The organism is Myxococcus sp. CA005, assembly GCF_006518205.1.
Lineage (GTDB): Bacteria > Myxococcota > Myxococcia > Myxococcales > Myxococcaceae > Myxococcus > Myxococcus xanthus.
In genome coordinates, this window is record NZ_SRLV01000005.1 from 133746 (window position 1) to 156080 (window position 22335).

Here is a 22335-nt window from a genome sequence, read left to right on the forward strand (position 1 = left end):
TGTTGCTTCCAGAGGGGGAGGGCGCGCCGGAGTCGGGCCGCGCAGTCATTGGGAGCACGTCGAGGGGGCGTGCTCCCAATGTTTTTTTCTGGAGCTCTCGTCTGAGTGGCTCACGCGGCGGGGAGTGCGTCGGGGGGCGCGCTCCCCGCTGTGTTTTTTCAGGGGGTCTGCTTCGGCGGGGCCCGGTTCTCCGGGCCCCGGCTGTGCCCGCCGGACTACTCGGCGTCGGACGAGGGCATGACCTTGATGGGCTGCCCGTCGTCGCCCGTCACCGTCGTGCCCTCGGTCTTCTGCTGCGCCGCCGTGGGCGTGCCCACCGCGAAGCTGAACACCCGCGACAGGTGCGCGCCGCGGAAATCACCCGTGACGGTGACGACGAGGTGAGACTGCCCTTCACCCGGCGTGAAGCTCACGTCGAACTCGGACACGGCGTCCGGGGTGAAGCTGCCACCCGACACGGGGGTGGCGGAGCTCTTCACTTCCAGTCCGTCCACGCCGGAGAGGCTGACCTTGACGTCGGTCGCCGGCGCGTCGAAGCGCAGGGAGACGCGGGCCTGGTCCTCACCCAGCTTCGCGTCCACCTTCACTGGCGCGCCGGCCTTCGTGGTGTCCGAGCTGTCGCTGGGCGTGGGGTTCGACTTCGACGGGGAGGTGCAGGCGACCTGCGCCGTGAGCGCGAGGAGACTGGACAGGGCTGCGATTGCCTTGAGGTTCATGTGCGCTCCGGAATCACTGGCTGGTGATGGAGAGGGTGGGGAAGGGACTGTAGTTACCGGTCGTCTCCTTGAAGCCGTACACGACGACGACGTACCGCGCGTCCGCCTGGGTCGGGATGCTGACCGTCTCCGTACCGGTGTAGCTGATGTCGGACTCCGCCAGGCTCCGGCCCTGGCCGAAGACTTCGATGCCCACGTCCTGCGACGCATGGGACGCGCTGAGCGTCATGTTCCGGCCCGTGCCGGTGAAGACGTAGTACTGGTTCTGCTTGCGCTTGTTGTAGTCGAGCCCGCCCACCAGCGGCACTTCGGTGGTGTACGGGATGCCCGGCACGTCGGTGTAGATGGCGCGCAGCCGGGTGTCCCCATCTCCGAAGTCCGAGGAGATGGACCCGATGTTGTAGTGGGCCAGCAGTTGGTACACGTCCGCGGTGCTGACGCCGGGCTGGGCGTTGAGGCCGTTGATGAACGAGCCGATGGTGGTCAGCGCGGGCGTCGACTTCTGCGGGCCGACGAGCACGTCGTAGAGGATGCCCAGGTCGTACGACACCCTGTCGTACGACTCGTTGGTGCCGGAGTCGTACAAGTCATAGAGCAGCCGGAAGACGCTCATCTCGGAGAAGGCGCCCTTTTCCGGGTCGTCGGTGCTGGGCGGCTCGCTCTCCGCGTCGAAGCCGAAGGCGGCCAGCGTCGAGCCGCTCCACATCGTGTCGACGTAGATGGGCTCCGGCAGCAGGATGCTGGCGAGCGCGTTGCCATAGCCCTCGCCGAAGGCGAGGCGCGGGTCAAGGATGTCACCGCTGGAGTGCGGTCCGCCCGGGCTGTCCGCGCGCGACAGGTTGGCCTCGAAGTAGTGCCCCCACTCGTGGACGATGACGTGGGCGTCGAACTCGTCGGTGTCCACGCCGTCCCGGCCGAGCACGTAGATTTCGTTCTCCGAGAAGGAGAAGTGCGACGTGCCGATGCGGCCCTGCGGCTTGCTGCCAGACTGGGGCACGTTGTTCGGGCTCCAGTTCACCTTCAGCAGCGGGAAGTTGACCGGGCGCACGTCCATGAAGGCCCGCGACGCGGTGTACATGCTGTCGAGGATGGCGAAGGGCGCCGCGATGCGCCGGCTGGCCGTGTAGCTGGTGCCCGCCCAGCCGTGGGTCGCGTGCAAGTCCTTGGTCGTCACCGTCGTGGTGATGTCGCCACCCAACGCCCAGATGGCGTTGTTGTCGGTGTTGTCCTCAATCTGGATTTCGGGCTGGGTCGTCTTGGCGAGCGCGACGACCGTTAGCGCGCCGCTGCCAGACGGCCTGTACGTCAGCGTGTAGCGGCCCTCTTGGTTCGTCGTTCCATCGACGAGCACCCGCGTCCCCTGTCGCACCTGGACGACTGCGTTGCGCACGGGTCGCTTCTGGGCCTGGTTGAACTCCAGGGTCCCCCGCCGCGTGGAGGGAGAGTAGACGGCTGGGACGAAGTCGTACGTCACCGTGCCGCTCAGGGTGACGGGGTCGCCCGGGGGACCGTTGCCCCCATCATCATCGTCGTCATCACCGGGACACGCAGTTGTCAGCGCCAGGGTGAATGCGAGCGCCAGCACCTTGCAGGTGAGGTCTCGGGTCGGCTTGCGAGTCACGTCCATTCCGTTCTCTCCCCCTTGCCTCTCGCGCATTCGAGGGCAGGCGGGGCATTGTCGACAAGTCCGCAGCCAACTTCAAACGTACATCGGCCGCGGACCTGTCGGACCGGGCGTCAACTCAGGGGAGTGGCCCGTCGACCAGGCGGAGCACGTCCGCCAGCACGCCAGCCGCTGTCACCGCGGCGCCCGCGCCATAGCCGCGAATCACCAGCGGTGTGGGGCTGTAGCGCTCCGAGGTGAAGCTGAGCGCGTTCTCTCCGCCCTTCACCGCCGCCAGCGGGTGCGTCAGGGGCACCGGCACGAGCCCGACAAAGCAACCGTCCTCCGTGACGCTGCCCACGTAGCGTAGCACCTTGCCCTCCGCGCGGAGTGTCTCCACGCGGCGCTGGAAGGCGGCGTCCACCTGGGGGAGCCGGGCGAGGAAGTCATCCAGCGGCCCGGTGGCGTCGAAGTCCGACGGCAGCAGGGAGTCCAGCGTCACCTGCTCCAACTCCACCTGGCGGCCCAGCTCGCGGGCGAGGATGAGCACCTTGCGCGCCACGTCGGTGCCGTGGAGGTCGTCGCGCGGGTCGGGTTCGGTGAAGCGCTTCTCCATGGCGGTGCCCACCGCCTGCGACAAGGGGACGCCTTCCTCCGTCAGGCCCAGGATGAATGACAGCGAGCCGGAGAGAATGCCTTCCACGCGCAGCACCCGGTCTCCCGTGCGAAGCATGTTCTTCAGCGTGTCGATGACGGGCAGCGCCGCGCCCACGTTCGTCTCGTAGAGGAAGCGGCGTTGGTGACGGGAGGCCGTCTCGCGCAGCTTGCGGTAGTGGCTCCACTGGCCGGCGTTGGCCTTCTTGTTGGCGGTGACGACGTGGAGCCCCGCCTCCATCAGCGACGGGTAGGCGAGCGCGATGTCCTCGCTGCTGGTGCAGTCCACGAAGACGGGCCGGCCCGGCCGCTTCGCGCGGGCCCAGTCGCGGAAGGCGTCCAGGGGCGCGCCGTCGCTGCTGGCCGCCAGCCGCTGCTTCCAGTCCTCCAGGGGAATTCCCTCGCTCGCCGTCGCGACGCGCTTGCTGTTGGCGATGACGCAGACGCGCAGGTCCACGCCGTGGGCGCGCAGCTTGGGCGCCTGCTGGTGGACCTGCTTGAGCAGCTCGCCGCCCACGCTGCCCACGCCGGCCAGCAGCAGCTCCACGACTTCCGTGGTGCCGAAGCACCGACCGTGGACATGGGCCAGGGCGCGGGGACCGTCCGTCTCCGCGATGACCGCGGAGATGCTGCGCTCGCTGGAGCCCTGCGCGATGGCGGCGATGCTGCAACCCACGTCCGCCAGCGCGCTGAAGAAGGTGCCCGCCACGCCCACGCGGTGGCGCATGCCATCACCGACGATGCTGAGCACGGCGAGCCCGCGCTGCTGCTCGATGGTGTCCACCTTGCCCGCCGCGCGCTCCATCTCGAACGCGACTTCCAGGGCCTGCACGGCGCGCTCCGCGTCCGCCTGCTGGACGCAGAAGCTGATGGAGCATTCGCTGGAGCCCTGGGTGATGAGCACCACGGAGATGTTGGCGAGGGCCATGGACTCGAAGACGCGGGCGGCGGTGCCCGGAACGCCCTTGAGCCCCGCGCCGCCCAGGTTCACCAGGGCGATGCCGGGAAGGAAGGAGAGGCCGCGCACCGGGTGCTCGGGCGGCGCGGCGTCGTCGGTGACGCGGGTGCCCGGGTGGTCGGGGCGGAAGCTGTTGCAGACGCGCACGGGGATGCCGCGCTCGCGCGCGGGCGCAATCGTCTTGGGGTGGAGCACCTTGGCGCCGAAGTAGGCCAGCTCCATGGCTTCCTCGAAGCTCACCTCGGGCAGCGGGAAGGCTTCTGGCACCAGCCGCGGGTCGGCGCTGAAGATGCCGTCCACGTCCGTCCAGATCTCCAGCAGCTCCGCGTCCAGCGCCGCCGCCGCCAGCGCCGCCGAATAATCCGAGCCACCCCGGCCCAGGCACATCGTCTTGCCCCGGGTGTCACCGCCGAAGAAGCCCGGCATCAGCATCAACCCGGGACCGCCGGCCTCGCGCAGCGGCGTGAAGCGCGCCCGGGTCTCCTCCTGGAGCGGCGTGGCCTGGAGCGGGTCCCCCGCGCAGAGGATGACGTCCCGTGGCTCCACTGCGTGCGGCTCCAGTCCGCGTGCGTGCATCAGCGCGCCCAGAATCAGGCACGCGGCGCGCTCGCCCAGTCCGGACAGGTGCGCGAGCACGGAGGGCGAACATTCCCGCAGCAGCCCCACGCCCTGCAGCAGCCCGCGCAGCTCCGAGGCCAGCGTGGAAAGTCCCTCTTCCAGCGAGCGCTGCCGCGCCTCCCCCAGCTCCGGCGCCAGCTCGCGGATGATGCCGCGGTGGACGTCCTCGAAGCGGCCGTGGAGCGACTCCACCGGCTGACCTTCCTGGGCCGCGCGGGCCGCTTCCAACAGGAGGTTGGTGATGCCGGACACGGCCGAGGCGACCATCATCACCCGCGTCTGCTTGCGCGCCGCCGCGGCCAGGTCCGCCACGCCGCGCATCCGCTCGGCGTTGCCCACGCTCGTCCCCCCGAATTTCATCACCCTCATGAGCGCACCTCCGCGTGGAAGGCGGCGAGGCGGGACGGCGGGTTTGTCGGTGTCGACTGCGAGGAGGGCTGCATGTCGGGGCTCCTGCGGCATGTGAAAACAAAAAAGCCCCGCGCCGGAGAGCGCGGGGCCGAGCTGGAAACCAAGGTGGTTCCGTCGCTAGACCACCCGCGCCCGGCGGGGAGTCGTCGTGGTCGTGGTGGTGGTGGTCAGCACGGTCGTCAGGACACACGCGCGGGCGAGGAACGTCGTTCCCTCGCGCTGCACGTGCTGGCCGTTGACGCCGTTCATGAAGGGAAGGCTGGCCGAACTTGCCGCGGCAAGTCAAGCAGGGGACCCGGCAGGTCCATGCATGACGGGGAAGGGCTCGCGGAGGTCAATGCGAGCCCTCCCCAGCGCTCAGCTTGCCAGGCGCATGACCACCTGGGTGAGTCCGTAGAAGACCACCGCGGTCAGCGCCGCGGCCGGGATGGTGACCACCCAGGCCCAGATGATGCGGCCGGCGACGCCCCACTTCACCGCGCGCCAGCCCCGGGTGGCGCCCACGCCGACGATGGCGCCGGTGATGGTGTGCGTGGTGGACACGGGGATGCCCAGTTGGGCCAGCGCGATGATGGTGACGCCGCCGCCCGTCTCCGCGGCGAAGCCGCCGATGGGCGCCAGCTTGGTGAGGCTGTGGCCCATGGTGCGGACGATGCGCCACCCGCCGAAGAAGGTCCCCAGGGCGATGGCCGCGTGGCAGGAGATGATCATCCACCAGTCGATGTGGAACGGCCGGTCCTGCCAGATGGTGCCGAAGAGCACCACCGCGATGATGCCCATCACCTTCTGCGCGTCATTGGTGCCGTGGCTGTAGGAGAAGATGGCGGACGACACGAGCTGCAGCCGGCGGAACCACGAGTCCACCTTCAGCGGTGTCTGGCGGTGCACCGCCCACGTGCTCAACACCATCAGACCGATGCCCAGCGTCATGCCAATGAGCGGCGACAGCACGATGAAGGCGGCGATCTTCGCGATGCCCGAGCCCACCAGGCCCGCGAAGCCAAGCACCGGCAGCGTGGCGCCAATCATGCCTCCGGCCAGCGCGTGCGACGACGAGGAGGGCAGGCCCCACCACCACGTCAACAGGTTCCAGACGATGGCGCCCATGAGGGCGGAGAAGATGACGGCGAGCACCGCGCTGGGGCCCTGAGCCCGGAGCATCTCGAAGTTGATGATGCCCTTGCCCATGGTGTTGGCCACGTGGACGTTCCCGCCAAAGGCCGCCACGAAGTTGAAGAACGCGGCCCAGGCCACGGCGAGGTTGGGGGACAGCACTCGGGTGGAGACCACGGTGGCGATGGAGTTCGCCGCGTCGTGGAATCCATTGATGAAATCGAAGATGAGTGCGACCGCGACAATGAGGATGACGGCGGCGAGTAGCATTTAGCTGTGCTCCAGCACCACGCCTTCGATGACGTTCGCCACCGACTGGCACTTGTCGGTGGCGGTCTCAATGAAGTCGTAAATCTCCTTCCACTTGATGATGAGCAGCGTGTCTGCGCCGCTCTTGAAGAGCCGGCCGACACCCGAGCGCAGGGCTTCATCCGCCTGCGTCTCCAGGCGCTTGATTTCCTTGCACCCGGCGAGAATCTGCTCCGGCTTCTTGATGAGCCGCAGCGCGGCCACCACTTCCTGCACCTTCTGCGTGGACAGCACCAGCAGGCGTGCCAGCTCCGTGGCGTCCGGCAGGCTGGCCGGGATTTCGTAGTAGTGCAGGCGGGCGGCGGCGGCGTTGGTCAAATCCAACACGTCGTCGATGCGGGAGAGCAGGGTGTGAATCTGTCCCCGGTCGAATGGGGTGATGAACTGCTTGTGCAGACGGTTGAAGGCGGTGTGGGTGACTTCGTCCCCACGGTGCTCCGCGTCCTTGAGCGCTTGGACCCGCGGGCCGACGTCGCGGTAGTCACTGAGCAACTCGTAGAGCATCTTCGCGCCTTCGACGGTGACGGCACATTGCGCATCGAAGTCGTCGAAGAACTCGTCCGACTTCGGCATCAGCTTCTCGAGCATCCGTCCCTCCAAGTCGCCTGAGGGCAGGCGACGCCGTTCTTGAGGGCGGTTGACATGTCTGTCACGCACCCTTGGCGCGCCCGTGACTACCCTAAGTGGAGAGAATCTCCAGCCTTCCTTTCTGCTTGCCTGTGGCTTTCTCCCTCGCTAGGGCGCGCCCGCCGGTGGCAGAGGGTGGGAGCCAGGGCTGGCCACCTTGCTCGCGCCCCGGCCGCTCAGACGGCGATGACAATCTTCCCGAAGTGGGCGCCGGACTCCATGTAACGCAGGGCCTCGCGCGCCTGCTCAAAGGGGAAGCTCCGGTCGATGACGGGCTCGAGGCGGTGCTGGATGAGGAGCCGGTTCATGTCCTCGAACATGGCGCGGCTGCCCACGTAAGTCCGCTGGACGTCGAGCTTCTTGGGCTCCACCAGGGCGGGGTCCGGCTTGGCGAAGCCGCCGCTGAGCATGCCGATGAGGGAGATGTGGCCCCCGGGCTTCGTGGCCCGGACGGAGTGGGGGAATGTCTCCTCGCCGGCCACCTCCAGGACGTGGTCCACGCCCTGGCCGCCGGTGAGCGCCAGCACCTGCTCCTCCCAGTCCGGGTGCGTCTTGTAGTTGATGGTGCCATCCGCACCCAACGTCCGGGCGTGCTTCAGCTTCGCGTCCTGGCTGGAGGTGATGAGGACGCGCGCCCCCAGCGCCTTGGCCAACTGGAGCGCGAAGATGGACACGCCGCCGGTGCCCTGCGCCAGCACCGTCTGGCCCGGCTGGAGCCGGCCTTCGGCGACCAGGGCGTTCCAGGCGGTGACGGCGGCGCACGGGAGGGTGGCGCCTTCCTCGAAGGACAGGTGGTCAGGGAGGAGGACGAGCCCCTCCGCGTCCACGACGACGTACTCCGCGAGCACGCCATTCACGCTGCCACCCAGGGCGTTCCGCGTCTTCTCCGGCGAGGCTGGGCCATCCGTCCAGGTCTGGAAGAAGGTGGGGGCCACGCGGTCACCCGGCGTCACGCGTGAGACGCCGGGGCCCACGGCCACGACTTCTCCCGCGCCGTCCGACACGGGGATGAGGGAGGCAGGGCGCGGTCCGGGATAGCGGCCCAGGGCGATGTAGAGGTCCCGGTAGTTGAGGGACACCGCGCGGATCCGGACCAGCGCCTGGCCGTGGCCCGGCGTGGGCTCCGGCCGCTCCACCTGCACCCATGCGTCGGCGCTCCCTGTCTGCTTCAGTTCGTAGGCTTTCATGCGGGCATGACTATCCACGGACCGTCAGGGCGGCCAGACAACCATGCGGGAAGGGCTCGCTGGCTGGGTGGATTTGCCCGGAGTGAAGTGGTTCGCCGTGGGCGCCTGCCCGGTGGCCAGGGAAGAGGGGCGGCAAAGGGGTGGGCAGGGGCGGAAAACCCGGCTACATGCAGGCGGCAGGGGAGCGGCCCGCCGAACGGGACGCTCCGGTTGCTGCCCCGGGTTCTCGCATGATGCCGACTCATCCCATGCCGCTGTCTGTCGCGCCGATGATGGACTGGACGGACCGCAACTGCCGGTACTTCCATCGCCAGCTCAGCCGCCACACGCTGCTTTACACGGAGATGGTCACCACGGGCGCAATCCTGCATGGCGACCGGGAGCGGCTGCTGGGCTACGACGCCGCGGAGCACCCGGTGGCGCTTCAGCTTGGCGGTTCGGAGCCGGCGGCGCTCGCCGAGTCCGCCCGCATCGGCGAGCAGTGGGGCTACGACGAAATCAACCTCAACGTGGGTTGCCCGAGCGACCGCGTCCAGTCGGGCCGCTTCGGCGCGTGCCTGATGGCGGAGCCGGACCTGGTGGCTCGGCTGGTGGGGGCGATGCGAGAGGCGGTGAGCATCCCGGTGACGGTGAAGTCGCGCATCGCCATCGACGAGTTGGAGGAGTGGCCCACGCTGGAGGGCTTCATCCGGAAGGTGTCCGCCGCGGGCTGCACCCGCTTCATCGTGCACGCGCGCAAGGCATGGCTCCAGGGGCTGAGCCCCAAGGAGAACCGCGACGTCCCGCCGCTGCGCTACGACCTGGTGCACCGGCTCAAGGTGGAGTTCCCGCACCTGGACATCAGCATCAACGGCGGCATCAAGACGCTGGACGCCGCCGCGGAGCAGTTGCGCCATGTGGACGGGGTGATGATGGGCCGCGCCCCGTATGAGAACCCGTACCTGCTGGCCGAGGCCGACCGCCGTTTCTTCGGCGCCACCACGCCGGTGCCGCAGCGGCACGAAGTCGTCGAGGCCATGCTGCCGTACATCGAGAAGGCCATGCTGCGCGGCGCGCCGCTGGGCGCCATCACCCGACACATGCTGGGGCTCTTCCAGGGGCTCCCGGGGGCGCGCGCGTGGCGCAGGCACCTGAGTGAGAATGCCCACAAGCAGGGCGCCGGGCCGGAGGTCGTCGTGGCGGCGCTGGCGAAGGTGCGGCGGGAGCCCGAAGCCGAAGTCGCGGCCTGACTGGGGCATCACCCCGACACCAGAGGGAACCGCAGGTACGAGCCGCTTCCTTTCGGCCCGGCATGCGATTCCCTCTGGCCCACCGCTGCGCTCGGCGTGGTCCGCGCCCGCACGACGCTCCCCTCCACCAACGTGGTTCCCAAGCACCGCCCCAAGTCGGCGCTCTCACGTGGTGTCAGGCATTGCATCGGCGCTCGGCCCACTCGCGAGCACCCCCGCCCCTCCGGGAGCATCAGGCCCGGAATCAGCACCCGCGGCCGGAGCCGCCGTGTGCATGGCCATTCTTGTCGCATGCCGTGGCCGCGAAGGGCCCGTCATGGTTTGCGCATGGTTCCTTCACGAAGCGCGTCCAGCAGGGCGGGTGGGTCGCCTTCACGAAAGGCGGAGAGTCCCGCCTCGAAGTCCGCGCGCGCACCGTCCACGTCACCTTGCCGCTCACGCAACACACCGCGCGCGTGCAGCAGCTCCGGGTCCACCTCGTCGCCCGTCTGGGACGCTAGCGCCTCGGTGAGGTCCTGCGCCGCGTCGTCCAGCCGGCCCAGGCGGGCCCGCGCGGCGGCGCGCTGCTGGAGCAGCCACGGGTTGCCCAGGGCCTCCTCAATCGCGAGCGTCCAGTCCCGCTCCGCTGCTTCATCCCGGCCCAGCGCCTCCAGCGCCTCGGCGCGCTTCATGTGCAGCACCAGTGCCTTGCGGTAGCCCGAGGCGACAAGCGCGTCGAAGTCCGCGACCGCCTCTTCATGGCGGCTCAGGCGTGACAGGCACAAGGCGCGGTGCAGTCGGCTGGTGAGGTGGCCGGGGGCCAGCGCCAGCACGCGCTCGTACCACTCCAGCGCTTCCCCGGGGACGCCGCCCCAGATGGCCAGCGTCTGCGCCACTTCCAGCAGCACGCGGGCCTGCCGGGGATGCGCCTCCGCCAGCGCTCGCGCGAGCGTGAGGGCGGATGCGTAACGCCCGCTGCGTCGCAGGCGGTCCACCTCCCGGAGTTGGGCGGCCAGCTCCGGGGGACAGGCTTCGCGGCCGTTGCGCTCCACCGCCGGGGTCTCAGCCGTTCTGGGGGAAGGCACGCGTCGCCGCGTCGTAGTCCGCCCACCAGCCCTGGAGCACCTTCATGTCGGTGGCGCGCGGCTCGTCGCCAGGGCCCGCCATGTCCAGGTACGCGTGCAGCAGCGGCCGGAAGTAGGGGTGCGCGCAGCGGTCGATGATGTCCTGGGCGCGCCGCTTGGGCGAGCGGATGTCCATGTTGAGCGCGTAGCCCTGCTCGGTGACGACGCACTTGATGTCGTGCTCGGTGTGGTCGATGTGCCGCACGTACGGCATGACACAGCTCACGGTGCGGCCATCCCGCAGCTTTCGCGTGGACGGCGTGTGGACGATGCTCAGGTACGCGTTGCGGAAGAAGTCACCCGAGCCGCCCAGGCCGTTGACGATGCGCGAACCGTCGATGTGCGTGGAGTTGACGTGCCCGTAGATGTCCACCTCGATGGGGGTGTTCATCGCGATGACGAAGAGGCGAGAGATGATTTCGGGGCTGTTGGACAGCCACATGGGCCGCAGCACCAGCCGGTCCTTGCTCCGCTCGAACATGTCGAGGAAGCGCTGGCGGCCCTCAGAGGAGAAGGACACCGCGGTGGCGGACGCGTATTCGAACTTTGCGTCGTCCTCCACGTAGCGCAACATCCCGTCCTGGAAGACCTCGGTCCAGAAGCGGATTTTCTGGAAGGGAGAGTCGTAGAGCTGGCTGATGATGGCGTTGGCCACGTTGCCCACGCCGGACTGGATGGGCGGCAGGCGCTTGCCCCACTGGTACTGCTCACGGCAGCGCATCAGGAAGTCGATGACGTGCTCGGCGATGCGCTTGGCGGTGTCATCCGCCGCCTTGAAGGGCACCGGGTGGTCGGGCGTGCGGGACTCCACCACCGCCACCACCTTGCTCAGGTCGAGCTCCACGTAGGGGTTGCCGATGCGGTCCCTCACGTTCACCAGCGGCAGCGGCCAGCCCACGTGCGGATGGACGGCGGGCAGGACGATGTCGTGGAAGCCCGTGTAGTCCGGCCCGGAGGTGTTGACCTCGAGGACGATCTTCTTCGCGCGGGCCAGCGCCTCCGCGCTGATTCCCACCGACGACGTGAGGACGACGCTGCCGTTCTTCCGGATGCGCGACACCTCGACGACGGCCACGTCGATGTCGCCGTAGAAGCCATACATCAGGTTGCGCGCGAAGGCGGACAGGTGGACGTCCGTGAAGTCCATCTCTCCGGCATGGATGCGGCGCCGCGAGGCAGGCGAGGACATGTACGGACCGCGCTTGGCGATGAAGGGCGCCATGGGGCCCTCCACATCCTCGGACAGGGACGCGCCGGACAGCAGGGTGATGCGGGCGTCCGGTGCCGTCTGGGAGAAGTGCCAGGCAAGCGCCGGCAGGAACGTCTTCGGCTCACCCGACTTGGTGAAGCCGCTGATGGCCACGGTGTTGCCGTGGACGACGTGCTTCACCGCCTCTTCGACGGGGACGACCTTCGCCAGCAACTCGGTGTTCTCGATGCGGTCCTTCAGCGTGCTCGTCACGGTCATTCCTGGAGGGTGAATGCTGTGGGGGCAATGGGTGTAACACACCGCGTCTTTCCCGTGACCATGGTGTTGGCCGGGAACAGATGGGCAGGCAGGCATGTTGGTGTGCCCGCGATTCCGTCCCCCGGTTCGCGACGCGATGCCGCTAGGCTGCGTCCCTCTTCAGGTAGCCCCCCTTTCGTCGGGAGACATCCTCTACATGCGTAAGCTCTTCTTCGCTGGCGCGGGCATGGCCGTACTCGTGTCCACCGGCTGTGCGACGACCTCGCAGGAGTCCCAGAACTTGGCCACCGCGCCCCAGACGACCGCCCCCGCCGCGCCGGCTGCTCCGGAGCAGACCAACCCGCTGATCGCGAAGTGGACGGGCGCCCATGGCGGCGTTCCGCCGTTCGACCAGGTGAAGGTGGAGCTCTTCAAGCCAGCGCTCGAGGCCGCGATGGAGCGGACGCGCGGCGAACTGGCGGCCATCGCGAACGACACCTCGGCGCCCACGTTCGAGAACACCATCGTCGCGCTGGAGTCCGCCGGCAAGACGCAGGGCGAAGTGGAGACGCTCTACGGCATCTGGAGCTCGTCCATGAGCGGGCCGGAGTTCCAGGCGCTGGAGCGGGAGATGGCGCCGAAGCTGGCCGCCTTCGACGACGAAATCTTCCAGAACGAGGCGCTCTTCCGCCGCATCGAGGCGGTGTACCAGTCGCCCGACAAGGCGAAGCTGACGCCCGAGCAGCAGCGGCTCACCTGGCTGCACTACACGCGCTTCGTCCGCTCCGGCGCGAAGCTGGACGCGGCGGCCAAGCAGAAGCTGGCGGCCATCAACCAGCGGCTGGCGTCGCTCTACACGTCCTTCAGCCAGAACGTGCTCGCGGACGAAGAGGGCTACACCGTCGTCCTGGAGTCCGAGGCGGACCTGGCGGGCCTGCCGGACTCCGTGCGCGCGGGCGCCGCCGCCGCGGCCGAGTCGCGCGGTCAGAAGGGCAAGTGGCTCATCACCAACACGCGCTCCTCCATGGAGCCGTTCCTGACGTACTCGTCGCGGCGCGACCTGCGCGAGAAGGTCTGGCGCAACTACGTCAACCGAGGTGACAACGGCGACGCGCGCGACAACAACGTCATCATCGCCGAAGTCCTGAAGCTGCGCGCCGAGCGCGCCACGCTGCTGGGCTACAAGACGCACGCGCACTGGCGGCTGGAGAACGCCATGGCCCGCACGCCCGAGCGCGCCATGGAGCTGATGGAGGCCGTCTGGAAGCCCGCGGTGGCCCGCGTTCACGAAGAGGTCGCGGACATGCAGCGCGTGGCCAACAAGGAGGGCGCGAAGCTCAAGATTGAACCCTGGGACTACCGCTACTACGCGGAGAAGGTCCGCAAGGCGAAGTACGACCTGGACCAGAACGAGGTGAAGCCCTACCTCCAGTTGGAGAAGCTGCGCGAGGGCATGTTCTGGGTGGCCGGCGAGCTGTTCGGCTTCTCCTTCACGCAGGTGAACGACGTGCCCGTGTTCCACCCCGACGTGCGCGTCTGGGAGGTGAAGGACCAGGCCAGCGGGCGTCACGTGGGCTTGTGGTACTTCGACCCGTACGCGCGCAAGGGCAAGCGCTCCGGCGCGTGGATGAACGCGTACCGCAGCCAGGAGCGGTTCCGGGGTGAAGTCACCACCATCGTCTCCAACAACTCCAACTTCGTGAAGGGCCAGCCCGGTGAGCCCGTCCTCATCAGCTGGGAGGATGCCTCCACGCTGTTCCACGAGTTCGGCCACGCGCTGCACGGCCTCAGCTCCAACGTGACGTACCCGTCGCTGGCCGGCACCGCGGTGGCGCGCGACTACGTGGAGTTCCCCTCGCAATTGCTGGAGCACTGGCTGTCCACGCCCGAGGTGCTGAACACCTACGCGCTGCACTACCAGACGGGGAAGCCCATTCCCCAGGCGCTGGTGGACCGCATCGAGAAGGCCGCCACCTTCAACCAGGGCTTCGGGACGGTGGAGTACCTGTCCAGCGCGCTGGTGGACATGAAGCTGCACCTGGCGGGGGCTACGCCCATTGACGCGGACGCCTTCGAGCGCGACACGCTCAACGCGCTGGGCATGCCGAAGGAAATCGTCATGCGGCACCGCACGCCGCAGTTCGGCCACGTCTTCGCGGGTGACGGATACTCGGCGGGCTACTACAGCTACCTGTGGTCGGACACGCTGACGGCGGACGCCTACGAGCGCTTCACCGAAGGCAAGGGCGCCTACGACAAGGACGTGGCCGCGCTCCTGCGCAAGCACGTCTTCTCCGTGGGCAACACGCTGGACCCGGCCGACGCGTACCGCGCCTTCCGGGGCCGTGAGGCGGGCATCCAGGCCCTGATGCGCAAGCGCGGCTTCCCCGTGCCTGCCGCGCAGGCCGCGCCGAAGAAGGCCGCGAAGTAGTCGCCCGGTGGCGGGCCCGGGCTACCCCTCCAGCGGGAAGAAGTGGCTGAAGGGGCCCGGGCCCTTGCCCAGGGGCAGGGGGTGCTCCAGCGCGGCGGTGACGTAGTCCTTCGCGCGCCGCGTGGCCTCCAGCGGCGGCTGTCCCAGCGCCAGGTGCGCGGCGATGGCCGCCGACAGCGTGCAACCCGTGCCGTGGGTGTTGCGCGTGTCCACCGCGCGCAGGTGCAGCGTCTCCAGGCGCTCGCCGTCGAACCAGACGTCGGTGCCGCGCAGCGCACCCGTCATGCCGCCGCCCTTCACCAGCACCGCCTTGGGGCCGAGCCGGTGGATGCGGCGCGCGGCCTCCCGCATGTCCTCCAGCGTCTCCAACTTCATGCCGGCGAGCAGCTCCGCCTCGTGCCGGTTGGGCGTGGCCACCGTGGCCAGGGGCAGCAGCAGCTCCTTGAGCGCGCCGACCGCCGCGTCGTCGATGAGGCGCGCGCCGGCGCGGGACACCATGACGGGGTCCACCACCAGCGGACCCAGGCCCAGCGCGCGCAAGCGTTGGGCCACCGTGGTGATGATGGCCGGGTTGACGAGCATGCCCGTCTTCACCGCGCCCGCGCCGATGTCGGAGGCCACGGCGTCGATTTGCGCGGCGACAGCTTCGGGGGCCATCACGTCCACGCGAGTGACACCCTGTGTGTTCTGTGCGGTGATGGCCGTCAGGGCGCTGGTGCCGTGAACGCGGTGGAAGGCGAAGGTGCTCAGGTCGGCCTGGATGCCGGCGCCGCCGCCGCTGTCGGAGCCGGCGATGGTGAGCGCGGTGGCTACGGACTTCGAAGTCTCCATGGCCGCCATGGTGCGGGAGCGGGCGCTCCGCCGCCAGTGCTTCCCGCGCTCACGGGTCCAGGAAGGCGTGTTTCACCGCGTCCAGCAGCGGGTCCCTGTGGCCGTTCGTCGGCTGGAGGAAGTGCCCCTGGCTGATGGTCCAGATGATGGCGCCGCCCAGGTTCTTCTCGCGCGCGTACTGGCCCTTGACGGAGATGGAGCGCGGGTCCTCGTAGGAGACGTAGTTGCAGAGCCCCGGGCCGTGGCCGGTGGGGAAGGATAGGTAGGGAACCTTCGCCTCGTCGTCCCAGCGGCTGGCGTCCGCACGGTAGTAGTGCGTCATGATGTTGGTGTAGCTCATGAAGTTGTCGCTCTGGCCCTCGAAGACACCCTCACGACCATCCAGGGGAGTGTTCGGCTCCGTCACGCCGCCCCAGCACGTCCCGAAGAAGCCAATGCCCATGCCCAGCCGTCCCGCGGGCACGCCCGCGTCCAGGTAGCCCTCCACGGAGTGCGAGACGGAGGTGGGGTGGAACTGCGAGTGGCCGTAGAGCGGACTGGAGTGCCAGCTCTCCCAGCCGCCCCAGTGACCGCTCATCTTGTAGGACATGATGTTGAGCTGGTCCACGCGCGACGCCAGTTGCTTCATGAAGTCGGCGCGATAGCGGCTCATCTTGAAGTTGGAGTTCAGCCAGTCCACCGGCACTGTGAGGATGATGTCCGGCCGCGCGGCGCGCAGGCCCTCCAGCAGCGCGAGCAGGGGCTCTCCGTCATCGGGCTCCATGGGCGCGCCTTCCGGGATGTCCGCGGCCAGGATGATGGGCTCCCAGTCGACGTCGATGCCGTCGTAGCCCAGCTCGTCCATGAGCTGGATGATGTTGCGGATGAAGTGCGCGCGCTGGGCCTCGGACGCCGCGTGCACGAAGTGCTCATGCTCGCCGAAGCCGCCGAGCATCAGCAGCGCCTTGCGCCCTTGCTGGTGCGCGCGCGTCGCCAGGGCCTTGGCCATGGCGCGGCCGTGGCTGTCGTCGATGTTGGCGTCGAAGTTCGCGTTGAGGGTGCCGTTGGGGTTCGGCTTGACGCGGCCCACGACGAGGTGGGTGATGCCCGCCAGGTCCACCGCGTCCACCGGCTGCATCCACAGTTGGTAGCCCACGAAGTAGCCCGTCACCCATTCGGTGGGCTCGCCCCCGGCGCGGGGCTGGATGGTGTTGGCGACCGCGACGGGGCCTTCCCCCTTCTCGTTGGTGGCCGCCACGGTGATGCGGTACGGCACGCCGTTGACCAGTCCGGGGATGACGGCGCTCGCGGCCGGCGCGTCCACCATCACGGAGACGCCCCCTGGCTCCGCCGTCAGCCGGTATTGGCGCAGCGGCCGGCCACCGTAGCTGGCTGGAGCCAGCCAGCTCACGAAGGCGTGGCCGTTGCCCGGCGTGGCCCGGACGCCACGGGGTTGGCCCGGGACGGTGGGGTTGGGGATGGAGAGGCCGGGCTGCGGCGTCACCAGCTCCGACTGCACGGAGGCGGGACCTTCCCCGTTGATGTTCACCGCCGCGACCTTGAAGGTGTACGCGAAGCCGTTGTGGAGGCCGCGCACGGTGGCCTGGAACTCGTCCGACGTGACGATGGCGCCGCCGCAGGCGGGCTCACATCGCACGATGTAGTACATGACCGGGTGGCCGCCGTCGCTCGTGGGCGGCAGCCACGTCACCAAGGCCTCGGCATCGGCTGCCTGGGCCGTGGCCGCGCCCGGGGCGCCCGGAAGACCCGGGTCCTCCGCGCCTCCAGCGGTGCAGCCAGCGAGTGTCCCCAACACCAGGCCAAGCCAGAGCTGTCTCCACACCGTGGACGGCTTCTTCACTGCGCACCCCCTGCGACGAGCCGCGTCATCTACACGCCTTGCGTTTCGCGGCGAACATGGAAAATGGTTGCAATTCTGTAAAGCCGTGGTTCGTGGAAGCGAGGCCTGCCGTGGAGGCTCTGCCCTGGAGACGCAGTGGGGTGGCGGGCCGCCTTTGCTAGCGTGAGGCGTCCCCACCGCGAGTCTTGCCGATGAAACGCATCCTCTTGTCGTTGTTGTTTGTCGTCGTTGCCCTCGCGGGGGTTCTCCTCACGAAGGCTTTTCGCTTCACCTCTCGGCAGGTCCAGCCGGAGGCGCCCGCGGAGTTCACCGTGGACGCGGATGCCGCCGCGGCCCGGCTGGGCGGTGCGCTGCGGCTCAAGACGCTGGCGGCGGCGGAGGGGCAGGCTGCGGAGGACGCCGCCTTCACCGCGCTCCACGACTACATGCGGGAGCAATACCCCCGGCTTCATCAGGCGCTGAAGCGCGAGCCCGTGGGGGCGCACTCGGTGCTGTACACCTGGACGGGGACGGACGCGTCGCTGCGCCCGGCGCTGCTGCTGGGGCACCTGGACGTGGTGCCCGTGGAGCCCGGCACGGAGGCGTCCTGGACTCACCCGCCCTATAGCGGGCTGGTGGCGGACGGCTATGTCTGGGGCCGGGGCGCGCTGGACGACAAGGGGAGCGTGTTCGGCATCCTGGAGTCGGTGGAGGCGCTGCTCGCGGCGGGCTTCCAGCCCAAGCGCACGGTGCTGCTCGCCTTCGGTGGGGATGAAGAGGTGGGTGGGCGCGAGGGCGCGGAGGCGATGGCGAAGCTGCTCCGCGAGCGGGGCGTGACGCTGGAATCCGTGCTGGACGAGGGCGGGATGATTGTGTCCGGCACCGTGCCCGGCGTGGCCTCACCGGTGGCCCTGGTCGGCGTGTCGGAGAAGGGCTTCGCCAGCGCGGAGTTGGTGGCGGATGGCGAAGGCGGCCATTCGTCCATGCCGCCGCCCCAGACGGCCGTGGGCGTGCTGAGCCGCGCCATCTCCCGGCTGGAGGATGCGCCCATGCCCGCGAAGCTGCGCGGTGGCAGCCGGGCCCTGTTCGAGTTCGCGGGGCCGGAGATGGGCTTCGGGATGCGCACGCTCTTCGCCAACCTGTGGCTGTTCGAGCCGCTGGTGCTGCGCCAGCTCACCGCGAAGGCCACCACCAACGCGGCGGTGCGCACCACCACCGCGGCCACCATGTTCGAGGGCAGCGAGCGCGACAACGTGCTGCCCGCCCGCGCCCGCGCGGTGGTGAACTTCCGCATCCTCCCCGGAGACTCCGTGGCGGGCGTGCTGGAGCACGTGCGGCGCGTGGTGGATGACCCGCGGGTGAAGGTGCGCACGCTGGGCTTCATCAGTGAACCGTCGCCCGTGTCGCGCATGGACTCCGAGGCGTGGTCGCAGCTCCAGCGCAGCGTGCGCCAGGTGTTCCCCGACGTCGTCGTGGCCCCGTACCTCATGCTGGGCGCGACGGATTCGCGCTACTTCACCGGGCTGAGTGAGAACGTCTACCGCTTCATGCCGCTGCGCCTGGACGGCGCCGACCTGTCACGCCTCCACGGCAAGGACGAGCGCGTGTCGGTGAAGGGCTACGCGGACGCGGTGCGCTTCTATGCCCAATACGTCCGCAACGTGGCCCAGTGACGCCGGTGGGAACGGGGGGAATGGCCCGCACGGGACGTGTGCGCCCCGTGCTTCACGCCGCTTCCGACTTTCTACGAAAGTGATGTTTCAGGCGTTGTTGTCATGAATGTAGATGTGCGCAGCAGACGGGGAGCTCATGGAAAGTCCGTTCTGCCTGCACATCTGTGCGCCGTCTGCACCGCGCATCCGTTGACCTGCCGTGACGCGTTGACAGCGGTGCGAAGCACTTTCAGCATTTGCTCCCATGGTGAACCCCCATCGCAGGTCTCGGCTGGCGAGCGCGTTGCTCGCATCTCTTCTCTTCACATTGGTGGCCTGTAACGGCGGGGGAGGCTCGACGAAGCCCGATGCCGGCACCGGCCCGAACACCCCGGACGGGTCGACGCCGGATGCTGGCGACGACTGTGGTGACGGCCAGCGCCAGTCCGGCGAGGCCTGTGACGACGGCAACAGGGTGGACGGTGACGGCTGTAACGCGACGTGCACCACGGTGGAGGGCGGGTTCATCTGCGAGGTGCCAGGAGCGCCGTGCGTCCACCTGGTGAACTGCGGAAACGGCCGCGTCGAGGACGGCGAGGAGTGCGACGACCGGAACCTGGTCAGCGGTGATGGTTGCAACGGGAGCTGCCGGGTCGAACGTGGCTGGGCGTGCCCGGCCCAGGGTGGCCGCTGCCGCGCCAAGGAGTGCGGTGACAACATCATCGCCGGTGATGAGGAGTGCGAGGATGGCAACACCACTCCGGGCGACGGCTGCAGCGACGTCTGCCGGCTCGAGGAAGGCTGGAAGTGCCCGCCGGGTCAGCCGTGCAGCCGCACCACCTGTGGTGACGGCATCACCGAGGGCACCGAGCAGTGCGACGACGGCAACACCGTGATGGGTGACGGCTGCTCGCCGCTGTGCACCAAGGAGCCCCGCTGCTCGGATGGAAACTGCGAGGAGACGTGCGGCGACGGGCTCATCCTCCCCAACAGCGCCGTTGAGGAGTGCGACGACGGCAACACGCGCGCCAATGACGGCTGCTCGCCGGACTGCAAGTTGGAGGATGGCTTCGCGTGCGTGCTCATCGAGCAGGAGCCGCCGGCGCAGGTGTCCATCCCCGTCGTCTACCGTGACTTCCGCGGTTGGGACCTGCCCGCCGATCCGGCGAATGACCTGCCCCGCGGCCACGAGGACTTCCAGAACCGGAACGCGGGCCGTGAGGATGGCATCGTCGAGAACCGGCTCGATGCCAATGGCCGCCCCGTCTACGCGAAGGAAGGACAGGCGTCGAACAACACCAGCAACCGGGCCAATTTCGACCAGTGGTACAAGGCGGTCGAGAACGTCAACAAGACCATCGTCGGCTCCTTCGTGCTGGGGCGGCAGTCCGATGGCTCGTACGTGTTCGATAACGATGCGTTCTTCCCGCTCGACGATGTCAGCGGCAGTTGGGTGGCCGAGGGCCACGAGCCGCTGCGCAGGGACTTGGCGAGGCAGCAGCGCAACTTCCACTTCACCAGCGAGGCCCGCTACTGGTTCGAGTACAAGGGCTCCGAGGAGCTGACGTTCCGCGGTGACGACGACGTGTGGGTCTTCGTCAACGGCCGGCTGGCGCTGGACCTGGGCGGCGTGCACGGCCCGGCGGATGGCACCATCTTCATGTCGGGCCAGGCGAGCACGCTGGGGCTGCGGCGGGGCGGCATCTACGAGGTGGTGGTGTTCCAGGCCGAGCGCCACACCGAGGGCTCGTCGTACCGCCTCACGCTCAACAACTTCCTCACCGCCCGCACCGAGTGCACCGCCACCTGCGGCGACGGCGTGGTGGACGCGGATGCCGGCGAGGAGTGCGACGACGGCGTCAACGCGGGTGGCTATGGTGAGTGCGGCCGTGGCTGCCTCTGGGGCCCCCGATGCGGCGACGGCGAAACCCAGGAGAACGAGGGCGAGGAGTGCGACGACGGCAACACCGTCAGCCGCGATGGTTGCAGCTCAACGTGCCGGCTGGAGATTGGCTGAGCCCGTCGTCCTGAGGTGAAGGTCGAGGCGCCGCTCCGGAAGGTTCGTCCTTCCGGAGCGGGGCTTCCCTGAAATCAATGAGTTCGTGCTGCCAAGGGAGCAGGCAGCCTCCGCTGGACGGGCGTCTGCTATCGTCCGCGCGCCTCATGGCCTCCCGTTCGTTCGCGCTTCCGCTGTGCGTCATGTTGCTCGCGCTTGCCGCGCCGGCACGGGGGGCGGTGGTGCGCCCGGGCTTGCCTCCTCCCGAAGAGGTCATGGCGACGCTGCGGCAGTTGGAGACGGCCCGGGCACGCGGCCGTGCCAGCGCGATGGACAGCGAGCTGGAAGAGCAGTCACGGGTCCGGCCCGGGGATTTGATGCCGCGGATGTACCGGGCGTGGCTCACCTTTCCCTCGGACGCGTGCTGGAACGAGCTGAAGGCGCTCTCCACCCTGGACCCGGAGAATCCGTGGCCCTTCGTGGGCATGGGGCTCATCTACGTGCGGTGGGGGCTGCTGGCGGAGGCGCGACCGCCCATCGCCGCCGCCCTGAAGCAGGTCCCTGGCTTCGCACCAGCGCTGTGGGCGCAGGGCGTGTTGCTCCAAGCGGAGGGCAAGCCCGCGGAGGCGGAAGTCCGGCTGCGTGAGGCGCTCGCTCAGTTGGATGCGCCGCAGATTCGGACGTCCCTGGCCATGTTGCTGGCGGGGATTCCCGAGCGGGAAGCGGACGCGCGCGCGGAGCTGACGCGGACCGTGGAGGCGTGGCCCGAGCAGCCCGAGGCGCTGCGGAAGCTGGCGCAGTTGGCCCGCGCAGCCAACGACGTGCGTGCGGCGGCGACCGCGGGCGAGAAGCTGGTGGCCCTCAAGCCCCGGGACAAAGATGCGCACCGGCTCCAGGCCGACCTGTGGCTGGCCGCCTCGGAGAAGGAGAAGGCCGCCGGGTCGCTGGAGCGCTACGCGGAGCTGGGCGGCATGGAGCCTGCGGCCCTGGGGTTGCTGGTGCGGTTGTATCGGGAGCTGGGCCGCGCCGACGTGGAGGACAAGGCCCTGGTCCGGCTCGTCGCCGCCGCGCCAGAAGACCCGGAGCCGTTGCTTCGCCTGGCCGAGCTGGCCGAAGCGCGCGGAGATTCCAAGGCGGCCGAAACCCACCTGGTGAAGGCTTCCGAGCGAGCGCCCGCCCGCGCCGACATCCACGTGCTGCGGGCCCGATTGGTGTTGAAGCAGGAGCGTCACCAGGATGCGCTGGCCGCCTACCGCGCGGCGCTGGCTGCGCCCGAGCGCCGGGTCGCCGAGGCCGAGAGCGAAGCCGCCGCGCTGGTGCGCCACTTCCGGTTGCCGTCCCAGCCCGCTCGGGGGACCCAGGACCAGATATACAACCGGGTGTCATTGGGCCTGGTCGCGCTCTACATGAACCGGCTCCAGCAGACGCCGGGCATCAAAGGCAACCTCAAGGTTCAAGTCCAGGTAGACGCGTCCGGCCGGGCCACCGGCGTGACGGTGCTCTATGACAGCCTCAACGAAGCGGTCATCACCGGCCACGCCCACTTCGCGTTCATGGACGCGCAGTACCCGCCGGGGCCCGACACGCCCGTGTTCCAGTACGTCTTCCGTCCGCCGAAGTGAGCCACGGAC

16 protein-coding genes are annotated in these 22335 nt (G+C 69.0%); 5 read left to right on the forward strand and 11 right to left on the reverse strand.

From position 1 onward, the window contains the following. Nucleotides 1-215: 215 nt before the first annotated feature. From FMQ63_RS03655 to FMQ63_RS03680, 7 genes are all read right to left on the reverse strand, one after another. A complete protein-coding gene (locus FMQ63_RS03655; RefSeq protein ID WP_011552352.1) occupies nt 216-716 on the reverse strand; it encodes a hypothetical protein in 501 nt (166 codons plus the stop codon). 13 nt (nt 717-729) lie between these two features. Then, nucleotides 730-2343: a hypothetical protein gene (locus FMQ63_RS03660; RefSeq protein ID WP_225909894.1), complete on the reverse strand. Its 1614-nt coding sequence runs from the start codon at nt 2341-2343 to the stop codon at nt 730-732. A 115-nt stretch (nt 2344-2458) separates the two neighbouring features. Then, complete coding sequence (thrA, locus tag FMQ63_RS03665; RefSeq protein WP_011552354.1) at nt 2459-4918, reverse strand: bifunctional aspartate kinase/homoserine dehydrogenase I; 2460 nt, start codon at nt 4916-4918, stop codon at nt 2459-2461. 159 nt (nt 4919-5077) lie between these two features. Beyond that, nucleotides 5078-5209: a hypothetical protein gene (locus FMQ63_RS38320; protein ID WP_011552355.1), complete on the reverse strand. Its 132-nt coding sequence runs from the start codon at nt 5207-5209 to the stop codon at nt 5078-5080. Nucleotides 5210-5317: 108 nt separating this feature from the next. Continuing rightward, a complete protein-coding gene (locus FMQ63_RS03670) occupies nt 5318-6343 on the reverse strand; it encodes an inorganic phosphate transporter (RefSeq protein ID WP_011552356.1) in 1026 nt (341 codons plus the stop codon). Then, nucleotides 6344-6970, reverse strand: coding sequence for a DUF47 domain-containing protein (locus tag FMQ63_RS03675; protein ID WP_011552357.1), 627 nt, complete (start codon nt 6968-6970; stop codon nt 6344-6346). Nucleotides 6971-7185: 215 nt separating this feature from the next. Further along, complete coding sequence (locus FMQ63_RS03680; protein ID WP_011552358.1) at nt 7186-8196, reverse strand: NAD(P)-dependent alcohol dehydrogenase; 1011 nt, start codon at nt 8194-8196, stop codon at nt 7186-7188. A gap of 230 nt (nt 8197-8426) precedes the next feature. Here FMQ63_RS03680 and dusA point away from each other — a divergent pair, with 230 nt between their 5' ends. Next, on the forward strand, nt 8427-9425 hold the full coding sequence (gene dusA, locus FMQ63_RS03685) for a tRNA dihydrouridine(20/20a) synthase DusA (protein WP_011552359.1): 999 nt from the start codon (nt 8427-8429) through the stop codon (nt 9423-9425). A 314-nt stretch (nt 9426-9739) separates the two neighbouring features. Here dusA and FMQ63_RS03690 read toward each other — a convergent pair whose 3' ends face one another. Continuing rightward, on the reverse strand, nt 9740-10456 hold the full coding sequence (locus FMQ63_RS03690) for a tetratricopeptide repeat protein (protein ID WP_011552360.1): 717 nt from the start codon (nt 10454-10456) through the stop codon (nt 9740-9742). A gap of 10 nt (nt 10457-10466) precedes the next feature. Next, nucleotides 10467-11996: an acetyl-CoA hydrolase/transferase C-terminal domain-containing protein gene (locus tag FMQ63_RS03695; protein WP_011552361.1), complete on the reverse strand. Its 1530-nt coding sequence runs from the start codon at nt 11994-11996 to the stop codon at nt 10467-10469. Nucleotides 11997-12192: 196 nt separating this feature from the next. Here FMQ63_RS03695 and FMQ63_RS03700 point away from each other — a divergent pair, with 196 nt between their 5' ends. After that, nucleotides 12193-14406, forward strand: a complete 2214-nt coding sequence (locus FMQ63_RS03700) for a M3 family metallopeptidase (RefSeq protein WP_011552362.1) — start codon at nt 12193-12195, stop codon at nt 14404-14406. 21 nt (nt 14407-14427) lie between these two features. Here the strand turns inward: FMQ63_RS03700 and thiD are convergent, their stop codons facing one another. Both thiD and FMQ63_RS03710 read right to left on the reverse strand, forming a co-directional pair. After that, nucleotides 14428-15246 carry a bifunctional hydroxymethylpyrimidine kinase/phosphomethylpyrimidine kinase gene (gene thiD / locus FMQ63_RS03705; RefSeq protein WP_011552363.1) on the reverse strand — a complete coding sequence of 273 codons (819 nt, stop codon included), beginning with the start codon at nt 15244-15246 and terminating at the stop codon, nt 14428-14430. Nucleotides 15247-15286: 40 nt separating this feature from the next. Continuing rightward, nucleotides 15287-17077, reverse strand: coding sequence for a glycosyl hydrolase family 18 protein (locus tag FMQ63_RS03710; protein ID WP_020477593.1), 1791 nt, complete (start codon nt 17075-17077; stop codon nt 15287-15289). Between the two features lie 191 nt (nt 17078-17268). On the opposite strand from FMQ63_RS03710, the gene FMQ63_RS03715 reads away from it, so the two are divergent. The 3 genes from FMQ63_RS03715 to FMQ63_RS03725 all read left to right on the forward strand — a co-directional run bounded on the left by FMQ63_RS03715 (nt 17269) and on the right by FMQ63_RS03725 (nt 22326). Beyond that, a complete protein-coding gene (locus FMQ63_RS03715; protein ID WP_171452311.1) occupies nt 17269-18729 on the forward strand; it encodes a M20 family peptidase in 1461 nt (486 codons plus the stop codon). Between the two features lie 244 nt (nt 18730-18973). Then, a complete protein-coding gene (locus FMQ63_RS03720) occupies nt 18974-20725 on the forward strand; it encodes a DUF4215 domain-containing protein (RefSeq protein ID WP_011552366.1) in 1752 nt (583 codons plus the stop codon). 146 nt (nt 20726-20871) lie between these two features. Continuing rightward, entirely contained in the window at nt 20872-22326 is a 1455-nt protein-coding gene (locus tag FMQ63_RS03725) for a hypothetical protein (protein WP_225909896.1), read from the forward strand. The last annotated feature ends 9 nt before the right edge of the window (nt 22327-22335 follow it).